This is a genomic window from Blastococcus sp. SYSU D00820, from assembly GCF_054050695.1.
Genome location: NZ_JBJGZW010000023.1, coordinates 14,181 through 34,339 on the forward strand (window position 1 = coordinate 14,181; position 20,159 = coordinate 34,339).

General features: G+C 77.0%; 15 protein-coding genes. 8 read left to right on the forward strand and 7 right to left on the reverse strand.

Annotated features, from left to right (window positions below):
* The first annotated feature begins 71 nt into the window (after positions 1–71).
* Together ACI79R_RS19440 and ACI79R_RS19445 are read left to right on the forward strand one after the other, a co-directional pair.
* Positions 72–2,333, forward strand: coding sequence for an EAL domain-containing protein (locus ACI79R_RS19440; protein WP_456575307.1), 2,262 nt, complete (start codon positions 72–74; stop codon positions 2,331–2,333).
* 80 nt (positions 2,334–2,413) lie between these two features.
* Complete coding sequence (locus tag ACI79R_RS19445; RefSeq protein WP_456575308.1) at positions 2,414–3,199, forward strand: alpha/beta fold hydrolase; 786 nt, start codon at positions 2,414–2,416, stop codon at positions 3,197–3,199.
* Positions 3,200–3,310: 111 nt separating this feature from the next.
* Here the strand turns inward: ACI79R_RS19445 and ACI79R_RS19450 are convergent, their stop codons facing one another.
* Together ACI79R_RS19450 and ACI79R_RS19455 are read right to left on the reverse strand one after the other, a co-directional pair.
* On the reverse strand, positions 3,311–3,622 hold the full coding sequence (locus ACI79R_RS19450) for a DUF4873 domain-containing protein (protein ID WP_456575309.1): 312 nt from the start codon (positions 3,620–3,622) through the stop codon (positions 3,311–3,313).
* The gene (locus tag ACI79R_RS19455) at positions 3,615–4,289 is read right to left on the reverse strand and encodes a TetR family transcriptional regulator (RefSeq protein WP_456575310.1); all 675 of its coding nucleotides are present in this window, start codon (positions 4,287–4,289) and stop codon (positions 3,615–3,617) included. The genes ACI79R_RS19450 and ACI79R_RS19455 overlap by 8 nt, the downstream gene beginning before the upstream one ends.
* A 62-nt stretch (positions 4,290–4,351) precedes the next feature.
* On the opposite strand from ACI79R_RS19455, the gene ACI79R_RS19460 reads away from it, so the two are divergent.
* Positions 4,352–5,269, forward strand: a complete 918-nt coding sequence (locus ACI79R_RS19460; protein WP_456575311.1) for an AurF N-oxygenase family protein — start codon at positions 4,352–4,354, stop codon at positions 5,267–5,269.
* Between the two features lie 394 nt (positions 5,270–5,663).
* Here the strand turns inward: ACI79R_RS19460 and ACI79R_RS19465 are convergent, their stop codons facing one another.
* The 4 genes from ACI79R_RS19465 to ACI79R_RS19480 form a co-directional block, all read right to left on the reverse strand.
* On the reverse strand, positions 5,664–7,253 hold the full coding sequence (locus ACI79R_RS19465; protein ID WP_456575312.1) for a molybdopterin-dependent oxidoreductase: 1,590 nt from the start codon (positions 7,251–7,253) through the stop codon (positions 5,664–5,666).
* Positions 7,254–7,316: 63 nt separating this feature from the next.
* Entirely contained in the window at positions 7,317–8,444 is a 1,128-nt protein-coding gene (locus ACI79R_RS19470; RefSeq protein WP_456575313.1) for a flavin-containing monooxygenase, read from the reverse strand.
* A 193-nt stretch (positions 8,445–8,637) separates the two neighbouring features.
* Positions 8,638–9,978 (reverse strand): alpha/beta fold hydrolase, encoded by a 1,341-nt coding sequence (locus tag ACI79R_RS19475; RefSeq protein WP_456575314.1) that lies wholly within the window; start codon positions 9,976–9,978, stop codon positions 8,638–8,640.
* 109 nt (positions 9,979–10,087) lie between these two features.
* A complete protein-coding gene (locus ACI79R_RS19480) occupies positions 10,088–10,480 on the reverse strand; it encodes a hypothetical protein (protein ID WP_456575315.1) in 393 nt (130 codons plus the stop codon).
* Positions 10,481–10,716: 236 nt separating this feature from the next.
* Here ACI79R_RS19480 and ACI79R_RS19485 point away from each other — a divergent pair, with 236 nt between their 5' ends.
* A complete protein-coding gene (locus tag ACI79R_RS19485; RefSeq protein WP_456575316.1) occupies positions 10,717–11,685 on the forward strand; it encodes a GlxA family transcriptional regulator in 969 nt (322 codons plus the stop codon).
* Between the two features lie 155 nt (positions 11,686–11,840).
* Here ACI79R_RS19485 and ACI79R_RS19490 read toward each other — a convergent pair whose 3' ends face one another.
* Positions 11,841–14,555, reverse strand: coding sequence for an AAA family ATPase (locus tag ACI79R_RS19490; RefSeq protein WP_456575317.1), 2,715 nt, complete (start codon positions 14,553–14,555; stop codon positions 11,841–11,843).
* A 130-nt stretch (positions 14,556–14,685) separates the two neighbouring features.
* Between ACI79R_RS19490 and ACI79R_RS19495 the strand changes: the two genes are divergently transcribed.
* The 4 genes from ACI79R_RS19495 to ACI79R_RS19510 all read left to right on the forward strand — a co-directional run bounded on the left by ACI79R_RS19495 (position 14,686) and on the right by ACI79R_RS19510 (position 20,145).
* Positions 14,686–16,254 (forward strand): MFS transporter, encoded by a 1,569-nt coding sequence (locus ACI79R_RS19495; protein ID WP_456575318.1) that lies wholly within the window; start codon positions 14,686–14,688, stop codon positions 16,252–16,254.
* A gap of 108 nt (positions 16,255–16,362) precedes the next feature.
* Complete coding sequence (locus ACI79R_RS19500) at positions 16,363–16,596, forward strand: heavy-metal-associated domain-containing protein (RefSeq protein ID WP_456575319.1); 234 nt, start codon at positions 16,363–16,365, stop codon at positions 16,594–16,596.
* Between the two features lie 249 nt (positions 16,597–16,845).
* On the forward strand, positions 16,846–17,610 hold the full coding sequence (locus ACI79R_RS19505; RefSeq protein ID WP_456575320.1) for an ABC transporter ATP-binding protein: 765 nt from the start codon (positions 16,846–16,848) through the stop codon (positions 17,608–17,610).
* Between the two features lie 6 nt (positions 17,611–17,616).
* On the forward strand, positions 17,617–20,145 hold the full coding sequence (locus ACI79R_RS19510) for an FtsX-like permease family protein (RefSeq protein WP_456575321.1): 2,529 nt from the start codon (positions 17,617–17,619) through the stop codon (positions 20,143–20,145).
* Positions 20,146–20,159: the final 14 nt, after the last annotated feature.

Below are 20,159 nucleotides of genomic sequence, written 5' to 3' on the forward strand. Positions count from 1 at the left end.
GGCCCGCCCCTTTCGAGGGAGCCCCGTGACCCCCGGCTCACACCGCCGCATCCGGCCGCCGATGGGGCACCGTGGCCTCTCTCCCTGGGAACCCCGCCGGCACCGTCGCGGACGTCCTGCGCGCCGGCGGCGTGCGCAGCGTCTTCCAGCCCATCGTCGACCTCGACACCGGCGCCGTCGTCGCCTACGAGGCGCTGGCCCGCGGGCCCGAGGGCCCTCTCGAGCGGCCCGACGCGCTGTTCGCCGCGGCCCGCAGCGAGGGGCTGCTCGCCGAGCTGGACGAGGCCTGCCGCGCGACCGCGCTGAGCACCGCGCTCGATCGGGGCGTCACCGCACCCCTGACCCTGTTCGTCAACGTCGAGCCCGAGGTGCTCGACACCGCTCCGCTGGAGGACCTGCTGGCGCTGGTCTCCGAGGCGCCCGGTGACCTGCGGGTGGTCATGGAGATCACCGAGCGCGCGCTGGCGGCCCGGCCGGCCGAGCTGCTGCGCACCGTGGAGCGGGTCCGGGCGGTGGGCTGGGGCGTCGCGGTGGACGACGTCGGCGCCGAGCCGCTGTCGCTGGCCTTCATGCCGCTGCTGCGCCCCGACGTCGTCAAGCTCGACCTGCGCCTGGTGCAGGAGCGGCCCGGCCCGGTGATCGCCGAGATCATGAACGCGGTCAACGCCCACGCCGAGCGCACCGGCGCGGTGGTGCTGGCCGAGGGCATCGAGGACGAGGCGCACCTGGCCATGGCGCGCGCCCTGGGCGCCACCCTGGGCCAGGGCTGGTACTTCGGCCGCCCCGGCCCCGGCCCGGTCGCCGGCCGGCCCACCGCCGAGCTCCCCCTCCCCCGGCCGGTGCCTCTGGGCACCGAGGACGGCGAGCTCTCCCCCTTCTCCTGCCTGCCCGACGGCGTCGCCCTGCGCACCGCGCCCAAGGCGCTGCTCATCGAGCTGAGCAAGCAGCTCGAGCGGGAGGCCCTCCGGATGGGCCGGACCTGCGTGGTCGCCGCGACCTTCCAGGAGGCCCGGCACTTCACGCCGTCGACCACCCAGCGCTACCGCGACCTGGTGGAGCGCACCGGCTTCGTCTGCGCGCTCGGCGAGGACCTGCCCGAGGAGCCGCTGCCCGGCCTGCGCGGCACCCACCTGTCGCCCACCGACCCGGTCCGCGGCGAGTGGGACGTGACGGTGCTCAGCCCGCACTTCAGCGCCGCGCTGCTGGCCCGCGACCTCGGCGACCCCGGTCCGGACCGGGAGCGCCGGTTCGAGTACGCCCTGACCTACGACCGCGACACCGTCGTCCGGGCCAGCTCGGCGCTGCTGTCCCGCGTGGCGCCGCGCCGGTCGCCGCTGCCCCGCCCCGTGGCGCCGGTCGCCGCGGCGCCGGCGCCGGCCGGCCGGCCCGCCGTCGCCGTCCCGCCGGGCTCGGCGGCCGACCGGCTGCTCTCCGGCGCGCTGGCCGCGACCCCGAGCGGGGTGTGCATCGTCGACCTGCGCCTGCCCGACCAGCCGCTGGTCTACGTCAACCCGGCGTTCGAGCAGCTGGCCGGCCTGCCGGCCGCCGAGCTGCTGGGCCGCAACTGCCGCTTCCTGCAGGGCACCGACACCGATCCGGCCGCGGTCGCGCGCATCCGCCGGGCGGTCGACGCCGGCGAGGAGTGCCGCGAGACGCTGCTCAACCACCGCGGCCCCGACCGCACGCCCTGGTGGAACGAGCTGCACCTGGCGCCGGTGCGCGACGACTCCGGTGCGGTCGTGCAGTACATCGGCGTCCAGGTCGACGTGACCGCCCGCGTCGAGGCCGAGCGCGCGCTGCTGCAGGAGCGCGACCGCACCCGCGCGGCCATGGCCCGCGTGGAGGAGCTGGCCTACACCGATCCGCTCACCGGCCTGGCCAACCGGCGCCGGTTCGAGGAGCAGGTGGAGGCCGCGCTGTGGGAGGCCACCGGCCGCGGCGACGCGCTGGCGGTGCTGTTCGTCGACGTCGACGGCTTCAAGGCGGTCAACGACGCCCACGGGCACGCCGCCGGCGACGAGCTCCTGCAGGTGGTGGCCGGCCGGCTGCAGGGCCGGCTGCGCCGCTCGGACCTGCTGGCCCGGCTGGGCGGCGACGAGTTCCTGATCGCCCTGCCCGGCCTGGACCCGGCCACCGCCGCGGCCGAGGCCCAGCGGATCGCCGACGCCCTGGCCGAGGCCGTGCGCGTCCCGGTGCTGCTGCGCGGTGCCGAGGTCAGCGTGCGGGCCAGCATCGGGCTGGCGCTGTTCCCCGAGGACGCCGACGGCTTCGGGCCGCTGGTGCACCTGGCCGACCTGCGCATGTACGGGCGCAAGCCCGCTCCCGTCGGCTGAGCCGCGGGCCGCAGCGCGGCCGCGCCACCGGAGCCGGCGACCGTCGCGAGGCAGCGGTCGGACCTCACTAGTCTCCCCGCGTGACCGCACCGGGCCAGCGCCCTCCCCTGCTGCTGCTGCACGGCGTGACGATGTCGGCAGCCGCGTGGGCGGACGTCGTCCCCCACCTCTCCGACGACCACGACGTGCACGTCCCGACCGCGGCCGGGCACCGGGGCGGCGCCGCGCTGTCCGGGCCGGCCAGCATCGGCGCGCTGACCGACGACGCCGAGCGCTTCCTCGACGCGCGCGGGCTGGACACCGTCCACGTCGCCGGCAACTCGATGGGCGGCTGGATGGCCGTCGAGCTCGCCCGGCGCGGACGCGCCCGCAGCGTCTGCGCCCTGTCGCCCGCGGGGTTCTGGGAGCCGGGCGACACCGACAGCCCCGGGCGCGCGCGGCTGCGCCGCCTGCGCCTGGTGGCCCGGTCGACCGCGGCGGTGGCTCCGCTCGGGATGCGGTTCGGTCCCGTCCGGCGCCTGGCGATGCGCGACGTCGCCCGGCACGGCGACCGGCTGACGCCGGGGCAGGCGGTCGAGGCCGTGCGCGACCTCGTCGGCTGCGTGGCGGCGCTCGACATCCTGGGCACGACGGAGGTCGTCGCCCCGCTCGACCCCCTGCCGTGCCCGGTCGCGATCGCGTGGGCCGAGCACGACCGGATCCTGCCGCCGGCGGTCCACCTGGCGGCGGCGCGCGAGCGGCTGCCCGGGGCGCGGCTCAGCGTGCTGGCGGGGGTCGGTCACGTGCCGATGGTCGACGACCCTGCCGCCTGCGCCCGCGTCATCCGCGAGACGGTGCGGTCCGCCGAGGGGAACCGCGCCGCCTGAGCCCAGGGATCGGCCGAGCGGGGGACGCGCGACGGGCAGGCCCCGCCTGCCGCCGAGCTCGTCGAGGTGGTGCCGTGGCCCGCGGCCGCCCCGCGTTCGCTTCCCGAGCCGTCAGCGGGCCGGCGGCCGCCCGTCGAGCAGCTCGACCCGGAAGGGCGGGCGCTCCAGGCCGGTGACCCGCGCGGCGCCCCAGACGTCGCGCTCGGTCACCCGGGCCCGGGCGCTGCCGTGCGGCGTGGTCACCGTGACCTCCGTCGACGGCGACAGGTCGGCCCGGATCCGGCCGGTCCACACCACCGAGCCGGCCAGCGGATCGAACCGGGCGGCCAGGACCGCCTCGGCGCTGTGCGGGTCCAGGCCCGGGCCCTCGACGGTCACCTCCCCGGTGTAGCCGTCGGCGTCGTGCCCGTGCGGATCAGCCATGCGGTCCCTCCAGCGGTGGCAGCAGGGTGCCCAGCCCGCCGTACGCGAGGTCGGCGAGCTGGTCGACGAGGTCGGCTGCGGGCACGCTGCGGGTGCCCGACCACCAGTGGGCCGTGAGCTGGACCATGCCGACGACGCCGTAGGCCCAGGTCATCGCCCCGGCCGCGGGGCGGCCGGCGGCGGTCAGCCGCTCGGCCATGAGGGCGCCGAGCGCCTCGGCGACCTCCCGCTCGGTCGCGGCGACCAGATCGGGCCGGCCGGACCGGCCGGCCTGGGCGTAGGCGAACCGGTAGAGCGCCGGCTCCTCCTCGATCAGCCCGACGAAGGCGGCGATCACCGCGCGCAGCCGCGCCCGGTCGTCGGGCCGCTCGACGGCGAGCTCGCCGAGCAGCCGCGGCAGCAGCACCTCGGTGGAGATCCGGTCGAGGACGGCGTCGATGAGCTCGTCCTTGTCGGCGAAGTAGCGGTAGATGACCGTCTTCGACACCGCCGCGGCCCGGGCGACGTCGTCCACGGCGAAGTCGGGCCCGACGGCACGCAAGGCGGTCAGCGCCGCGCCCACCAGCTCCTCGCGGCGGACACGGCGGTGCTCGGTCCAGCGCGACCGGCGGCCGTCGGGGGTGGAGGTGCGCGACACGCGGGCATCCTCCTCCACCAGCCGTTGCATGTGTCGAACGGTAACAGCTACCTTCGGTCACAGCATCAGCCGTCGACCCGGAGGAGTGCCCGATGACCGCCACGCTGCCCACCCGCCCGGCGCGCAAGCAGCCCGTGGACCGCGAGGAGATCTCCACCCGCCTGCTCGGCTCCGCGGCGAAGAAGTCCTACGACCCCGTCGTCGACATCGACTGGGACGCGCCGATCCCCGATGACCTCTACGGCCTGTCGCCGGAGTGGTCCTCCCTCTACGGGACGCCGCTGTGGGAGCGCCTGACCGAGCAGCAGCGGGTCACGCTGACCGTCCACGAGTACTGCTCGATCTCCGGCGTCGGCATCTGGTTCGAGTGCCTGCTCATGCAGCTGGTGCTCAAGGACGTCTACGGCGACGACCCGGCGCAGCCGCACGTGCAGTGGGCGCTGACCGAGATCGCCGACGAGTGCCGGCACTCGGTGATGTTCGCGCGGACCGCGCAGACCTTCGGCGCGCCGTCCTACCAGCCCCCGGCGTCGATCCAGCGGCTCGGCAAGGCCTTCGCCGCCCGCGGCTCCGGGCCGGCCGCGTACGCGGCGATCCTCGTGGCCGAGGAGATCCTCGACATCTTCCAGCGCGACCTGATGAAGGACGAGCGGGTGCAGCCGCTGACCCGAGCCACCAGCCAGATCCACGTCGTGGAGGAGGCGCGGCACATGCGCTTCGCCCGTGAGGAGATCGCCCGGCGGACGCCGGAGCTCGGCCGCTGGGCGCTGCGCCGGCACCGCACCGTGGTCGCCTCGGTGGCCGCGATCGTGGCCGACAACCTGGTGCAGCCGGAGGTCTACGCCTCGGTGGGGCTGGACCCCCAGCAGGCCAAGTCGGTCGCGCGCGGCAACGAGCACTACCGCGCCAAGCTGCGCGGCGCGTCGGCAGGTCTGGTGTCGTTCCTGCGGGAGGTGGGCCTCGTCGGCGGGCCGTCCGAGGTGCTCTGGAAGCGCGCCGGCCTGGTCTGACCGGAGCGGGAGCGCCCGGTGTCGCTCGACGGACGGCCCGGATCCGCTCGGCGAGGGCCACGGCGGGCCACGACGAACTCGGCGCCGCTCGTGGTCCGCCACGCCCTGATCCCGACCCGGCCCGGCAGCGCCAGGCCGGGCGCGCGCAGCCCGCGCACAGCGCTCAGCGCGTCGGGCACGACCTCGACGTCCGCGATCGCGCTCAGCGGGATGCGGAGGTCGCCGTGGAGGGCGGCGACCTTCTCGGCGGTGCTGAGCGTGATGACGATCTCGTGGTCGGTCAGGGACACAGCGCTCACGGGGATGCCTCTCTGCGGGGTTGCGAACGGGGGGACTGCGGTCGGCAGGTGGTCGAGCCGGCTGGGCAGGTGCGGGGAACGCCGCCGTCGGCAGGTCAGCCGGCCCGACCGGCGGGCGGCGTGGCGGCCGGATGACGCCATGCGGCGAGGCTGCGCGCCGACCAGCTCGCGCGGGTGACGCCCTCGCCGACCAGCCGGCGCAGTGCCGGCAGCACGGGTGGGCCACCCACGTGGACGGCGACCTCGTGGATGCCGCGCACGCCGTGCGGGAACGGTGTGGTGGTGGACTCCTCCTGCCACTGGCCGGTGGTCGTGCGGCACCGGACCCGCAGCTCGTGCCGGCCGGGCGGAGCCGTCCAGTCCACCGACCAGGGGCGCCAGGCGTCCGGGCCGAGATCGGTGCCCAGGGTGGCGTCGGTCCACGGGCCGCCGTCGACCTGCAGCTGCACGCGGTCGATGCCGACCGGTGGCGCCCAGGCGTAGCCGCGCACGGGGATCTCCCCGGGCGCCAGGTGCGCGTGGCTGCCGGGAGCGTCGATGCGCGAACCCGGATGGACCGGGTAGGTGCCGTCGGCCCAGCCGCGCCGGCCCCAGTAAGACAGCGGTGGCGTGTCGGTGACGGTGAGCCGGCGCAGCCACTTGAGGTTGCCGTCCTGCCCGTGGCGGCCGGAGACGAGGAGCCGGGCCGGGCTGCCGTGCTCGCGGGGCAGCGGCTGCCCGGCCATGCCGACCGCGAGGAAGCCGTGGGCGCGGGCGACCCCCAGCGGCAGCACGTTCGTGTAGCCGTCGACGGCCTCGGCGACCAGCCAGCCGCCGCCGCCGGGAGCGCCGGCCTGCTCCAGCAGGTCGGCCAGGCCGATGCCGGTCCAGCGTGCGCAGCCCATGCGCGCGCCGCCGACCGGGTTGTGCACGCAGACCATGAGCAGGTCGCGCTCCTCCAGCGGCCGGGCCAGCAGCTCGGGCAGCGACAGGGTCAGCGGCTCGTCCACCCGGCCGTCCACCTCCAGCCGCCAGCCGGCGGGGTCGATCCTCGGCTCGGGCACGGTGACGTCGATGACGACCAGCTCACCCGGGTGGGCGAGGAGGGGGGCGACGCCCGGCTGCCGCGCGGCGGCACTCGCCGGCACCGGCGGCAGCGGCCGGGCGGGTGCGGGCAGCGCCACCCGGTCGCGCAGCGCGACGCCGGCGCGGCGACGGGCCCGCCGGTCGGTGCCCACGACGACGGCCGCGGCCGCTGCGGTGGCGGCGACCACCGCCGCCGGTGGCACCGGGAGCGGGGCGATCGCGGTCGCGGCGGTGAGCATGCCGGCGGCCGTGGCGGCGGCGGTGTCCCGCGCGGAGGCGTCGCCGCGGCGGACCGCGAGGTAGCCGCCGAGGGCGTGCGGCGCCGCGGCCACGGCCGCGCCCAGCAGCGGACGGCGGCCGGCCACGGCACCGCCGGCCGCTGCGGCCAGACCGCCGGCGCCGGCCGCGAGCACGGCCAGCCCGGGCTTGTCGGCGCGGCCGACGAGGGCGACGCCGCCGTCGACCAGCATCGCCGGGGCGGCGTCGACCAGGCCGCGGGCCACCCCGGACGACGGTGACCGGCCGCGGCCGGTGGCGGTCGCGGTGATCTCGCCGGCGGCCGCGGCCAGCAGGCCGGCGAGCACGCCGACGGTCGGGCGGCTGGTCGGGGAGGCGGTCATCGGGTGCTCCTCGGATGCGGGGTGGGCGGTGCCGCGGTCGACGCTAGGAACGCGGCAGCGGCGTCACGCCGGGGAAATCGCCGGGTTCGCCGGCTCCGACCGGTGCAGCCGGATGGCGTCGGCGGCCAGGCGGTCGGAGAGGGCTGCGGCATCGGCGCCGACGAAGCCGAGCAGCGCCGAGCCGCGGCAGGTCTGCCAGGGCAGCCCGAGGAAGTACAGACCCGGCACGTCGGTGACCCCGCCGGTGTGGCGGACCCGTCCATCGGTGACGACGCCGGGGATGTGCAGCCAGGAGTGGTCCGGTCGGTAGCCGGTGGCCCACACGACGGCGTCGACGGTCACGGTGGTGCCGTCGGCGAAGCGGGCGTTGCGGCCGTCGAGCCCGGTCAGCCGCGGCCGGAAGTCGATCCCGCGCCGGCGGAGGGTGCGACTGCGGGTGCCGATGACCAGGTCGCCACGGGCGCGCAGCAGGCGGGCGATGCGGGTGTGCGCGGGCACGGTGAAGAAGCCGGACCTGGTCAACCAGGTGAACAGGTCGCGGCCGGCGATGCGCTGGGGCAGCTCGGTCGGCCGGGTGCCGACCGCGACGGTGACCGACTGCGTGGTGCCGAGTTCCGCGGCGATCTGCAGGCCGGAGTTGGCCGCGCCGACCACCAGCACCCGGCCGCCGCCGGGCAGCTGGGCGGGGTTGCGGTAGGCGGCGCTGTGCAGCTGGGGCACGGCCGGATCGAGCCGGTCGGCCAGCGCCGGGACGTGCGGCGTCTGGAACGGGCCGGTGGCGACGACGACCTGCCTCGCACGCAGCGTCTCCGTGGGGGTGGTGGCCGCGAAGACCCCGTCGGCGCCGCGATGCAGCCGCAGCACCGGGGTGGTGCACCGCACCGGCAGGGCGAAGTGGGCGGCGTAGTCGGCGAGGTAGTCGGCGACGTCGTCCTTGCCCGGGTGGGTGTCGGCCGGCGCGGGGAACGGCAACCCGGGCAGGGAGTCGTACTGGGCGGGGCTGAACAGCCGCAGCGAGTCCCACCGGGACCGCCAGGAGTGCCCGATCTCGGGTCCGGAGTCGACCAGCAGGAAGTTCGCACCGCGGTGGGTGAGGTGATGGCCGAGGGCGAGTCCGGCCTGGCCGGCACCGATGACGAGCACGTCGAGGAGCTCGCGCTCACCGGCGGGCGAGGGCTGGGGCGTGGGCATGGGCACTCCGGAACGGGCGGGGACGGACGGGACGAGCGCGCGGAGGTCTCACCGGTCGGGCGAGCCCGAGGGTGCGCAGCACGCCGGCGAGCAGGCGGTCGGCGACCAGGCAGGTCCCGGGTGCATCCGGGCTGCGGTGGTGCCCTGACGCTAGGACCGGGCCGGTGTCGTCACGCCGGGAGAACCGCCGGGTTCACCGCAGGGGCGTGCCGGCGCGCGCGGCCCGGACGACGTCCTCGACCGCCTGGACCGAGCTCGCGGCGCCGCGCACCTCGTCCAGCAGAGCCGCGTGCACGGCGTCTGCGTACCGGTGGGCGCTGTTGGTCGAGAGCGCCGCCATGCGTTCCTGCGCGGCGAGCCACGCCGGATCGTCCTCGTTCCCGGCGGCGGTGAGCACCACCAGCGGCGTGGCGCCGAGGGTGGTCAGGGCACGCGCCTGCCGGATCAGGAGGGGCATGGTGGCGACCTCGTCGCGGACGTTGCGCCAGCCGCGGGAGCCGGCGGTGAACGTCTGCACCTGCCCGGCGGCCGGCTCCGGGAGCGCGGACCACGCCGAGGCGGGAAGCAGCCGCCCGACACCCAGGCGCGCGAGGCTGGGCAGGACCGCCACCGCACCGGGGGGACCGCCGCCGACGCGGTAGGGGTCGGTGGCGTCCAGCAGGACCATGCCGGCGACCTGCCCGGGGTAGCGGGCGGCGTAGGTCATCGCGTAGTCGCCGCCGATGGAGTGCCCGACGAGCACGTAGGGCCCCTCCTCACCGGCGCGCTCGAGCAGCGTGTGCAGGTCGGCGGCGGCCTGGTGACCGTCCTGCGGCTGCGGCGCGTCCTCGCTCCAGCCCTGCCCGGCACGGTCGTAGGCGCAGACCCGGCCGCTCCGCGCGACGGCCGGGGCGATGCGCGCCCAGTTGGCCGACGTCGCCTGCAGCCCGTTGAACAGCACCACGGTCGGTCCGCCGGAACCGGTGCAGTCCAGGTGCAACCGGTAGCCGCCGACGTCATAGGTCCGGCCGGGCATCGTGCGGCCCGGATCGTCGGAGGCCAGCGCGACGGTCTCCACGGCGCCGCCGACCGCCGCGGCGGCGATGACCGCGACGACGGGGTAGAGCAACCAGCGGCCGCTGCCGGCGGCCAGGGCACGGCGGATCCGGACGCCCATCCACACCGCCAGCGCCGAGAGCACCGGGGGCCACACCCATCCGGCGGCGGTCAGCCCGGGGTTGCCCGGGGCGAGGACCAGGAGCCCGAGCCCGGTCGCGCCGAGTGCGGCGGCCGGTACCAGGGCCCACCGCTGCGGCTGGCTGGTCATCCGCGCCGACAGCCCCGCCAGCAGCGCCCAGCCGGTGGCGAACCCGAGCAGGGCCGATCCGGTGATCACGTGCTCGGGCGCGCCGGCGAACACGACCACGGGGAGCACGGCGGCGAGCAGGGCCCCGGTCAGCAGGGCTCCGGCGATGATCCGGCGGATGGGGCCGGTGAGGCTCGGCGGCCCCACGGTGGCCCCGGGGGCTTCGGCCGTCGAGACGGAGGCGGGCATGGGGAGTCTCCTGGCTGCGGTCGGTCTCGGACGGCGGTCGGTCTCGGACGGCGGTCGACGGTGCTCGCGTCGGTGGAACCGGCATCGGGCCGGGTCCGTCGCCGCCGGGTCAGGTCGGGAGCAGCCCGGCGGTCAGCGCGACCGCGATCAGGGCGGCGGCGACCCAGTCGACGGTGGCGCAGAACGGCGGCCACCAGCGGGTGCCGGCCACGAAGCCGGTGCGGTGCTGCCACAGGTCCTTGCCGCCGTGTCCGGCCAGCCCGGCGACGACCAGCCAGGCCGAGCCGGGGTCCGCGGCGGCGGCAGCGGCAGCGACCACGAAGACCGACGCGACGACCGTCTCGACGACCAGCACGTGCCGGCGCCCGTCGGCCACGGCGAAGCCGACGTAGACCGCGGCGATGAGGGTGAGGCCGAGCGCGTAGACGGTGGCCGTGTCCAGCCAGGGGAACGCCAGCGGCGAGGCCGCCTGCACGACACCGAGGACGACGCCCCAGATCACCGGTGCCCGGAGGCGACGGAGAGCGGAGCCCGAGGAGCTGGCCGGTACAGCAGAGGGCACGGGGGCTCCCGGAGGTTCCCGGTGGGTGGGGAGCGCCGGGCGGAGACGTCCCTTCCCCATCCGGCCGGAGCGGGCGACCTGCGATTCGGGCACGGGACGACGATGGGTCCCGAGCTCCCACGGCGCCAGGACGCGGACTTGACGTTTCCGGACATGCCTCGCCGTACAGTCCGGGAGTGGCTGCCCTCGACGTCGCGGTCGTCACCTTCCCGTCGGCGCAGATCCTGGACGTGACCGGCCCGCTCGAGGTCTTCTCCAGCGCCACCCACCTGCTGCCGGCGGCGAGCTACCGCACGCAGGTGGTCAGCACGTCGGGCGGTCCGGTGATGGCCAGCTCGGGGCTGTCGTTCGGCACCACCGCGCTCTGCGACGTCGTGGCGCCGGTCGACACCCTCGTGGTCGCCGGCGGCCGGGACATGGACCTGGTGCGCACGGACGCGGACCTGCTGGCCCACGTCCGGCGGCTGGCGGCCAGCGCCCGGCGGGTCACCTCGGTCTGCTCCGGGGCCTTCGTCCTCGCGGCCGCCGGGTTGCTGGACGGGCGGCGGGCCACCACCCACTGGGCGGAGTGCCAGCTGCTCGCGACCGCGCACCCCGAGGTATCGGTCGACGGTGACGCGATCTACGTGCGCGACGGCGACGTCTGGACCTCCGCCGGCGTGACGGCGGGCATCGATCTGGCGCTGGCCCTCGTCGCCGACGACCACGGCGCTCGGGCAGCGGCGGCGGTCGCCCGCCACCTCGTGGTCTACCTGCGGCGGTCCGGTGGGCAGGCGCAGTTCTCCCGGCTGCTCGCCGCGCAGGCGACCGAGAGCGAACCGGTACGGGAGCTGCTGGCGTGGCTGCCCGACCACCTCACCGCGGACCTGTCGGTGCCCGCCCTGGCCCGCCGGGTGCACCTGTCCGAGCGACAGTTCAGCCGGGTGTTCACGGCCGAGGTAGGGGTGACGCCGAGCGAGCACGTGGAACGGTTGCGGCTCGAGGCGGCCTGCCAGCTCCTCGAGACCACCCGCCACCCCGTCGACCACATCGCCCGCCTCTGCGGGTTCCAGGCGCCGGAGACGATGAACCGCGCGTTCCGTCGTCGGCTGGACACCACCCCCGGAGACCACCGCCGGCACTTCGGCTCCGCCGCCGGGGCGTAGGCCCACCGCGCCGGCGACCGGCCTCCTCGCCATCGCCCACGCCGCGGTGAGCCGGATGGCCACCGGGACCCCGGACCACGGAGCCCGGGGACGTCACGCCGGGAGAACCGCCGGGTCGGAGGCGCGCGCAGGGGGTCGGCGCCGGCTGGGCGGGGTCAGTCGAGCGGCAGCGCGGTGAGCTCGGCGCGGGAGGCGACGCCGAGCTTGCTGAAGACGTTGCGCAGGTGGAAGTCGACGGTGCGGGGCGACACGAACAGCCGGGCGGCGACGTCCCGGTTCGACAGGCCCTGCCGGACCAGCCCGGCGACCTGGCGCTCCTGCGCCGTCAGCTCGGTGGTGGTGGTGACGTCGCGGCGGCGGGCGGTCTCCCCGGAGGCGCGCAGCTCCTGCGCGGCGCGTTCGGCGAGGCGGGCCGCGCCCAGCTCCTCGAAGACGGCGAGCGCGGCCCGCAGGTGATCGCGGGCGTCGACCCGCCGCCGGGAGCGACGCAGGTGCTCGCCGAAGGCCAGCTGGGTGCGGGCCCGGTCGGGCAGTCGCGGCGAGGCGGCGTGCGCGTCGAGTGCGGCCAGGAAGTGCTTCTCGGCGTCCGGGCCGTCGGCGAGCAGCGCGCGGCCGTGCTCGGTGACGGCGACCGCCGAGGCGGTGTGGGTCGCGGCGGCGAACTGCTCGACCTCGGCCAGCCACGTCCGGACGACGTCGGGCCGGTCGGCGCGGACGGCGATGTCGAAGACGTCCAGGGCGGACATGCGGCGCAGCATCGGGTTCTGCATCTGCTCGAGGTGGTGCAGCGCGGTCGTGGGCCGGTCGGCGACGCGCAGGGCCTGCGCCCAGTGCGCCAGGTCGGTGACGAGGCTGTCGGTGACGCCGACCGGATGCGCCGCGCGGATCGCGGCGACGTCGGAGAGGTGGCGGTCGGCGGCATCGTCCCCGCGCAGGGCCGCCACCACCGCCAGCTGCGCGGTGGGCAGAGCGGTGAGCCCCGTGGCGCCGGTGCTGGCGGTCAGCGGCAGCGCCTCGGCGGCGGCGCCGGCGGCCTCCGTCCACGCACCGGTCGCCAACTGGGCGTGGAACCCGCGGGTGAGGGCGTGCTCCACCATGGCGAGCGCACCGGCGCGCCGGGCGGCGGTCAGCTGCTCCTCGTGCAGCCGCAGACTGCGCTCGTCCTCGTCGATGAGCCAGGCGGCGATGCCCAGGTTGGGCTGCAGCACGTGGTCGCCGTCGAGCGGCTCGGCGTCGGTCAGGTCGAACGCGCGCCGGAACGACGCCGCCGCGGGCGCCCAGTCGCGGCGGCCGACGGCGGCGTACCCCTGCAGCAGCGCCCAGGCGGCCCGGCCGGTGGCCGGCGCGTCGGCGGGAGGCTCGCCGACCAGCGTGGCGGGATCGATCGGGCGCGGGGAACGCGCCCCGAAGGCCGACAGGGCCGCGGCCAGCATCGCCAGCGGCCGCGCGGTCGCCTCGTCGGCCCCGGCGGCGAGCTGGGCGGCCTGCAGGACGAGGTCGTAGCCCTCGTTGAGCGAGTGGGTGTTCCACTCGATCTGCCCCTGCAGCAGCAGCAGCAGGGCCCGCTGCACCGGGTCGGTGAGGTCGGCCGCGGCGGCGCCGGCCAGCCCGGCGGCCCGCGACGGCTGGCCGCCCAGCCAGGCCGAGGAGGCGGCGGAGAGCAGTCGCCGGCCGCGGCTCTCGCCGTCCACGGTCAGTTCGGCGGCGCGGGCCCAGGCGGCGGAGGCGGCCTCGTGTCCGCCCCGGGCGGCGGCGCGCTCGGCCACGCCGTCCAGCGCGGCGACCACCGACTCGTCGGGCCGGTCGGCCGCGGCGGCCAGGTGCCAGGCGCGCCGGTCGGGGTCGGCGTCGAGGACGTCGGCCAGCGCCCGGTGGGCAGCGCGGCGCTGGGCGCTGGTGGCCGCCCGGTACACCGCCGAGCGGACCAGTGGGTGGTACGGCGTCAGGGTGTCGCCGTCGACGCGGAGCAGCCCGACCCCCTCGGCCTCGTCGAGGGCGTCGTCGCCGATGTCGAGACGCGAGGCGGCATCGCGGACGACGGACAGCCGGCCGGTGTCGTCGGCGGCGGCCAGGAGCAGGAACCTCCGGGCCGGCGCGCTCAGGGGCCGGACCCGATCGAGGAACCCGCGCTCGACGCCGCCGGTCAGCGGCAGCGGGGTGGGCAGCGGCGCGCGGCCGGCCAGCTGGTCAGGAGTCAGGGCGGCGGCGAGTTCGCCCAGTGCGAGGGGGTTGCCGCCGGTCGCGGTCACCAGCCGGTCGCGCACCGCCGGGTCGACCGCACCGTCGGCGCGGGCGGTCAGCAGCTCGTCGGCGTCGGTCCCGGTCACGCCACCGAGCACGACGGTGGGCAGGTCGGGTGTCTCGAAGGCGTAGGCCTCGCCGTCTCGGGCGGCGAACAGCAGAGCGACGCGCTCGGCCTGCAGCCGGCGGGCGGCGAACAGCAACGCCGCGGCCGAGGCGTCGTCGAGCCAGTGCGCGTCGTCGACCACGACCAGCACCGGCGACTCCTCCGCGGCGTCGGCGAGCAGGCTCAGCGTGCCCAGGAAGGTCAGGAAGCGATCGCCGTCGCCGTCGGCCTCGCCCAGTGCCGCGCCCAGCGCAGCCGCCTGGCGCGCCGGCAGCGCGTCGAGGCGGCCGCGCACCGGCCACAGCAGCCGCTGCAGCGCGGCGAACGCCAGCGGGGACTCCGACTCCACGCCCGACGTGCGCAGCACCCGCATGCCGGTCGCGGCGCCGACCGCGTCGGCCAGCAGGGTCGACTTGCCCGACCCGGCCACGCCGCGGATCACCAGGGATCCGCCGGACCCGGCCCGCGCGGCCTCGAGCAGGGCAGCGATCGCCGCGCGTTCGCGGTTCCGTCCGGCCAGCACGAGCGGAACCGTACCGACCGCCGCGGACCGGGCCCGCGGTCACGAACCTGGTGGTTCTCCCGGCGTGAGGGCCCTCGGCGACGGCGAGCGTGGCAGCCAGATCCGCAGTTCCCGCCCCCGAGGAGATGCCATGTCCGCCCACCCGGTCACCGAACCCGCGGTCCCCGCTCCCGATCCACACGGCCACTACGGTGCGGCCGCGCACGCCCACGGTCACCGACCCCACCACGCGCCGGGTCACGCGGCACCGGCCGCGGACGAGCCGCGCCGGCCGTGGACGACGTTCGCCCTCATGATCGCCGCCCAGTTCATGGTCGTCCTGGACGTGTCGGTGGTGAACGTCGCGCTCCCGTCGATCAGCGAGTCCCTGAGCCTGTCGGCCGGGGACCACCAGTGGGCGGTGAGCGCCTACGTGCTGCTCTCCGGCGGTCTGCTGCTGCTCGGTGGCCGGATCTCCGACCTGCTCGACCGGCGCCGGGCGTTCCTCGCCGGCATCGTCCTGTTCACCGCCGCCTCACTGGTCAGCGGCCTGGCGCAGACCCCGCTCACGCTGATCCTGGCCCGCGCCGCGCAGGGCGCCGGCGCCGCGCTGCTCACCCCCGCCGCGCTGTCGATCGTCATGACCGCCTACGTCGGGAGGCAACGGCAGACCGCGCTGGCCGTGTGGGGCACCGTCGGCAGCCTCGGCATCGCCGCCGGCGTGCTCTTCGGCGGGGCGCTGACCAGCGCGCTGGGCTGGCGGGCCGTGTTCTTCATCAACGTGCCGATCGGCGCCCTCGTGGTGCTGGGCACCCTGCGGGCCGTGGCCCGCGGCGACTCCCGGCCCGGCGCGCTGCGTCGCCTGGACGCGCCCGGCGCGCTGACCCTGGTGGGCGGGCTGCTGGCGCTGGTGTCCGGCATCGAGGCCACCCGCTCGGCCGGGTGGGACGCGCCGCGCACCTGGCTGGCCCTGGCCGTCGCCGGGGTCCTGCTGGCCGCGTTCGCCCGGCTGGAGCGCCGGGCCGCCGACCCGCTGGTGCCCCCGGCGACCTGGCGCATCCGGTCGCTGATCTCGGCCTCGGCGGTGATGGCCGGCGTGACCGGCGTCGTCGTCGGCGCCATCTTCCTGACCTCGCTGTACCTGCAGGCCGTCCTGGGCTCCTCGCCGGTCGTCGCCGGGTTGCAGTTCCTGCCCCTGGCCGCCGCCATCACCCTCGCCGCCGCTGCCGCGTCGCGGGGCATCGGCCACCTCGGCGCGCGCACCCTGCTCCTCGGTGGGCTGGTGGTCATGGCCGCCGGGGTGCTGCTGCTGGCCGCGGGCGCCGGCGGCACCTCCTACGCCGCCGACGTGCTGCCCGGCTTCCTGCTGGTCGGCGCGGGCGTCGGCCCCATGTTCGTGGCGATCGCGGTCGCCGCGATGAGGGACGTGCCGGCCGAGCGCTCCGGGCTGGCGTCCGGGCTGATGATGACCGGCCACGAGATCGGCGCGGCCCTCGGCGTCGCCGCGCTCACCGCCGTCGCCGGGAACCTCGCCACGTCGGCAGGCCTCGTCGACGGCTACGGCCGGGCATTCACCGTCACCGCCGGCATCCTCGCCGCGCTCCTCGTGCTCACCGCACTCGCCGTCCCCGGCGGCAAGCCCCCGGCCGGCGCCGCCGGCCACGGCCACGGCCACGGCCACGGCCACGGTCACAGCCACGGCCACGGCCACGGCCACTGAGCAGGCCGGTTCCCGCGGATCCCGGCGATCTCCCCGGTGAGAGCCACCCATCCCGGCGCCGACGCTCGTCGCCGACCGACGCACCGTCCCCGCACCCAGGAGCTCCCCATGCTGTCCGGCACGCCGCGCACCTTCATCGGCTCGACCTCCTTCTCCGTCACCGGCATGACCTGCGAGCGCTGCCGGCAGGCGGTCACCGCGCGGATCGCCGCCGTCGACGGCGTCGGGTCGGTCACCGCCGACCTCGCGAGGGGCGTGGTCACCGTGACCGCGACCCGCCCGGTCGACCGCGCCGACATCGCCGCCGCGGTCGACGAGGCCGGCTACCGCGTCCTGTCCTGACCCTCCCCCGCCTACCGATCCCCGCCACGAAGGGACGTCCGCCGTGAACCTGCTCTACGAGGAGCTCTTCCGCGCCCGCCAGGCCGAGCTGCTCCGCGACGCCCGCGCCCACCGGCTCACCCGGCGCGCCCGGACCCGCTTCCCGCGCCGCCGCACCCGCTGACCACCGCTCGCACACCCCGAGGAGCCGCCATGTCCGCCCGCCCCTTCCTCCCGCCGCCCCCGCGGCCCGCCTCCGCAGGAGAGACCATGACCACCCCGGCACCGGGGCCCGCCGCGGCGTGTGCCGCTCGCGCGATCGACCTGGTGAAGACCTACGGCCGCGGCGCGGCCACCGTCCACGCCCTGGCCGGCGCCTCCGTCGCCATCCCGGCCGGTGAGTTCACCGCGGTCATGGGCCCCTCCGGGTCGGGCAAGTCGACCCTGGTGCACGCCCTCGCAGGCCTGGACGGTGTCGACTCCGGCCAGGTCCTGCTCGGCGACACCGACCTGACCGCGCTGTCCGAGCGCCATCGCACCCTGCTGCGCCGCGAGCGGCTCGGCTTCGTGTTCCAGGCGTTCAACCTCATCCCGTCGCTGACCGCCGCGGAGAACATCGCCCTGCCGCTGACCCTCGCCGGCCGCCGTCCCGACCCGGACTGGATGGCCGAGCTGGTCGAGATGCTCGGCCTGGGCGCCCGGCTCGACCACCGCCCCGCGCAGCTGTCCGGCGGACAGCAGCAGCGGGTCGCCGTCGGTCGCGCGCTGATCGCCCGGCCGGAACTGGTCTTCGCCGACGAGCCCACCGGCAACCTCGACTCCCGCTCCGGGGCGGCGCTGCTGGCCTTCCTCCGCGAGGCCACCCGCACCCTGGGCCAGACGATCGTCATGGTCACCCACGACCCCGTGGCCGCTGCCTCCGCCGACCGCGTCGTGTTCCTCGCCGACGGCCGCATCGTCGACGAGCTCGCCGCCCCGACCGCCGAGACCGTGCTCGCCCGCATGGCCGGCCTCGACGCGCGAGTGGGGGCGTGAGCCCCGATGTTCCGACTCGCCCTCGCCACCACGCTCGCGCACCGTTCCCGGCTCGCGCTGACCTGGCTGGCCGTCGCGCTCGGCGTCGCGTTCGCCGCCGGCAGCCTGGTCCTCACCGACACCAGCAGCCGCCTGCTCGACGAGCAGTTCCGCACCACGGCCGCCGGGGTGGACCTCACCGTCCGCGGTGCCGCCTCGTTCGACGCCGCGATGGGCGTCGAGGTCCAGCGGGACCCGCTGCCGGCCGACCTCGCCGACCGGATCGCGGCCACCCCCGGGGTCGACCGGGTCCGGCCGGTCGCGTCCGGACCGGCCCAGCTGCAGGTGGACGGGCAGACCGTGGCCCCGGCCGGGCCGACCCTGCTCGGCACCTGGGCCGAGGCCCCGTTCACCGCCTACTCGCTGCGCGCCGGCCGGGCCCCGGTCGGCGGCGGCGAGGTCGTGCTCGACGCCGCCACCGCCGCCGGGCACGACATCGCCCTCGGCGACACGGTCACCGTGTCGGCGACCGGGAGCCGGCAGCTGCGCGTCGTCGGCCTGACCGGCGTCGGCGAGGCCGACGGCCTGGCCAACAGCACCGTCGTGCTGGTGGACCTGCCCACCGCTCAGGCGCTGCTCGACCTCGGCACCGACCTCACCTCGGTCGAGGTGCTGGCGGCCGACCGCGTCGCCGTCGCCGACCTGCGCGGGGACCTGGCCGCGGCGCTGGGCCCCACCTACGCGGTCAGCAACGCCCAGGACGCCGCCGCCGCCAGCGCGGACGCGGCCAAGGAGAGCATCGGCTACCTGCGCATCGTGCTGCTGGCACTGGCCGCCGCCGGGCTGGTCGTGGGCGCGTTCCTCATCGCCAACACCTTCGGCATCGTGCTCACCCAGCGCGCCGGGGAGCTGGCGCTGCTGCGCGCGGCCGGCGCCACCGGCCGGCAGGTGTTCGCCTCCGTGCTCGGGGAGGCGCTGCTGGTCGGCGGAACCGGCGCGGCCGGGGGCACCGCCGTCGGCGTCGGGGCCGCCTACGCCCTGCGGGGCCTGGCCTCCGGTGCCGGCCTGGCACTGCCCGACGGCCCGCTGACCGTCACCGCCCGCACGATCGTCGTCGGCCTGGCCGCCGGCACGGTGATCACGCTGCTGGCCGTGCTCGGCCCGGCCCGCCGCGCCGCCCGCACCGCCCCGGTCGAGGCCATGCGGGCAGCCGCCCCGGCGCCCGCCGCACCGCGCCGGGCCCGGCTGGTCATCGGGTGGGCGACCCTCGCCCTCGGCGCGGCCGGGCTCGCCGTCACCGCGCTGCTGCGCGACATCACCGGCGTCGCCCTCGGCGCGGTGCTGCTGCTGGCCGGCCTGCTCGTGCTCGCTCCCATCCTGACGCCCCGGCTGGCGCAGGCGGTCGGCCGGCCGTTGACCGGCCTCGGCGTGCCCGGGCAGCTCGCGCGGGAGTCGACGGTGCGCAATCCGCGGCGCACCGCAGGCACCGCGATGGCCCTCGCCCTGGGGCTGGCCCTCATCGGCTTCGTCACCGTCCTCGGCAGCTCGGTCAAGGCGATGGGCGCCGCGGCCACCGAGGCGATCACCGCCGACCTGCTGGTCCAGAGCAGCCGCGACGAGATGCTGGGCGGGCTCTCCCCCGAGGTCGCCGCCCGCGTCGCGGCCCTGCCCGAGGTCGCCACGGTCTCCACGATCCGCTACGGCCACTGGCTCGACGGCGACACGACCAGCGCGCTGACCGCGGTCGATCCGGCCACGCTGCCGGACGTCGCCGACATCGACATGACCGCCGGCGACCTCGCCGCCCTCGACGTCGGCGGGATCGTCCTCGCCGACGGCGTCGCCGCCGAGCGGGGTCTGTCCGTCGGCGACACCCTCACCATGACCCTGCCGCGCGACGGGAACCAGCGGCTGCGGGTGGTCGGCCTGATGGCCGATGCCTCCGCCCGGGCACTGTCCACCAGCTACGTCGTCTCGCTGGACACCTACGCCGCCCACTTCAGCGAGAACGTCGACGCCACCGTCTACGTCGCCCTGGCCGACGACGCGGACCCGGCCGCGGCCCGGACGGCGCTGCAGGCGGCGGTGGCCGACTTCCCCAACGCGGAGGTCCTCGACCAGGCCGAGGCCGCCGCCGGGCGCGCCGCCGCCGTCGACCAGGTGCTCGGGCTGATCACCGTGCTGCTGGGCTTCGCCGTGCTCATCGCGCTGCTCGGCATCACCAACACCCTGGCGCTCTCCGTCGTCGAACGCACCCGCGAGATCGGGCTGCTGCGGGCGGTCGGCATGACCCGGGCCCAGCTGGCCGGGATGGTCCGCGCCGAGGCCGTGCTGATCGCCGCCGTCGCCGCGGTGATCGGCACCGGGCTCGGCCTCGGCCTGGCGGCGGCCACCCTCGCCGGCCTCGCCGACGCCGCACCGCTGCACATCCAGGTGCCGGTGCTCCCGTTGCTCGCCCTCATGGGCGCCGCGGTGCTCGCCGGCCTGGCCGCGGGGCTGCTGCCCGCCCGCCGCGCCGCCCGGCTCGACGTGCTCACCGCCATCGCCACCCGCTGATGCCGCTCGGCGGC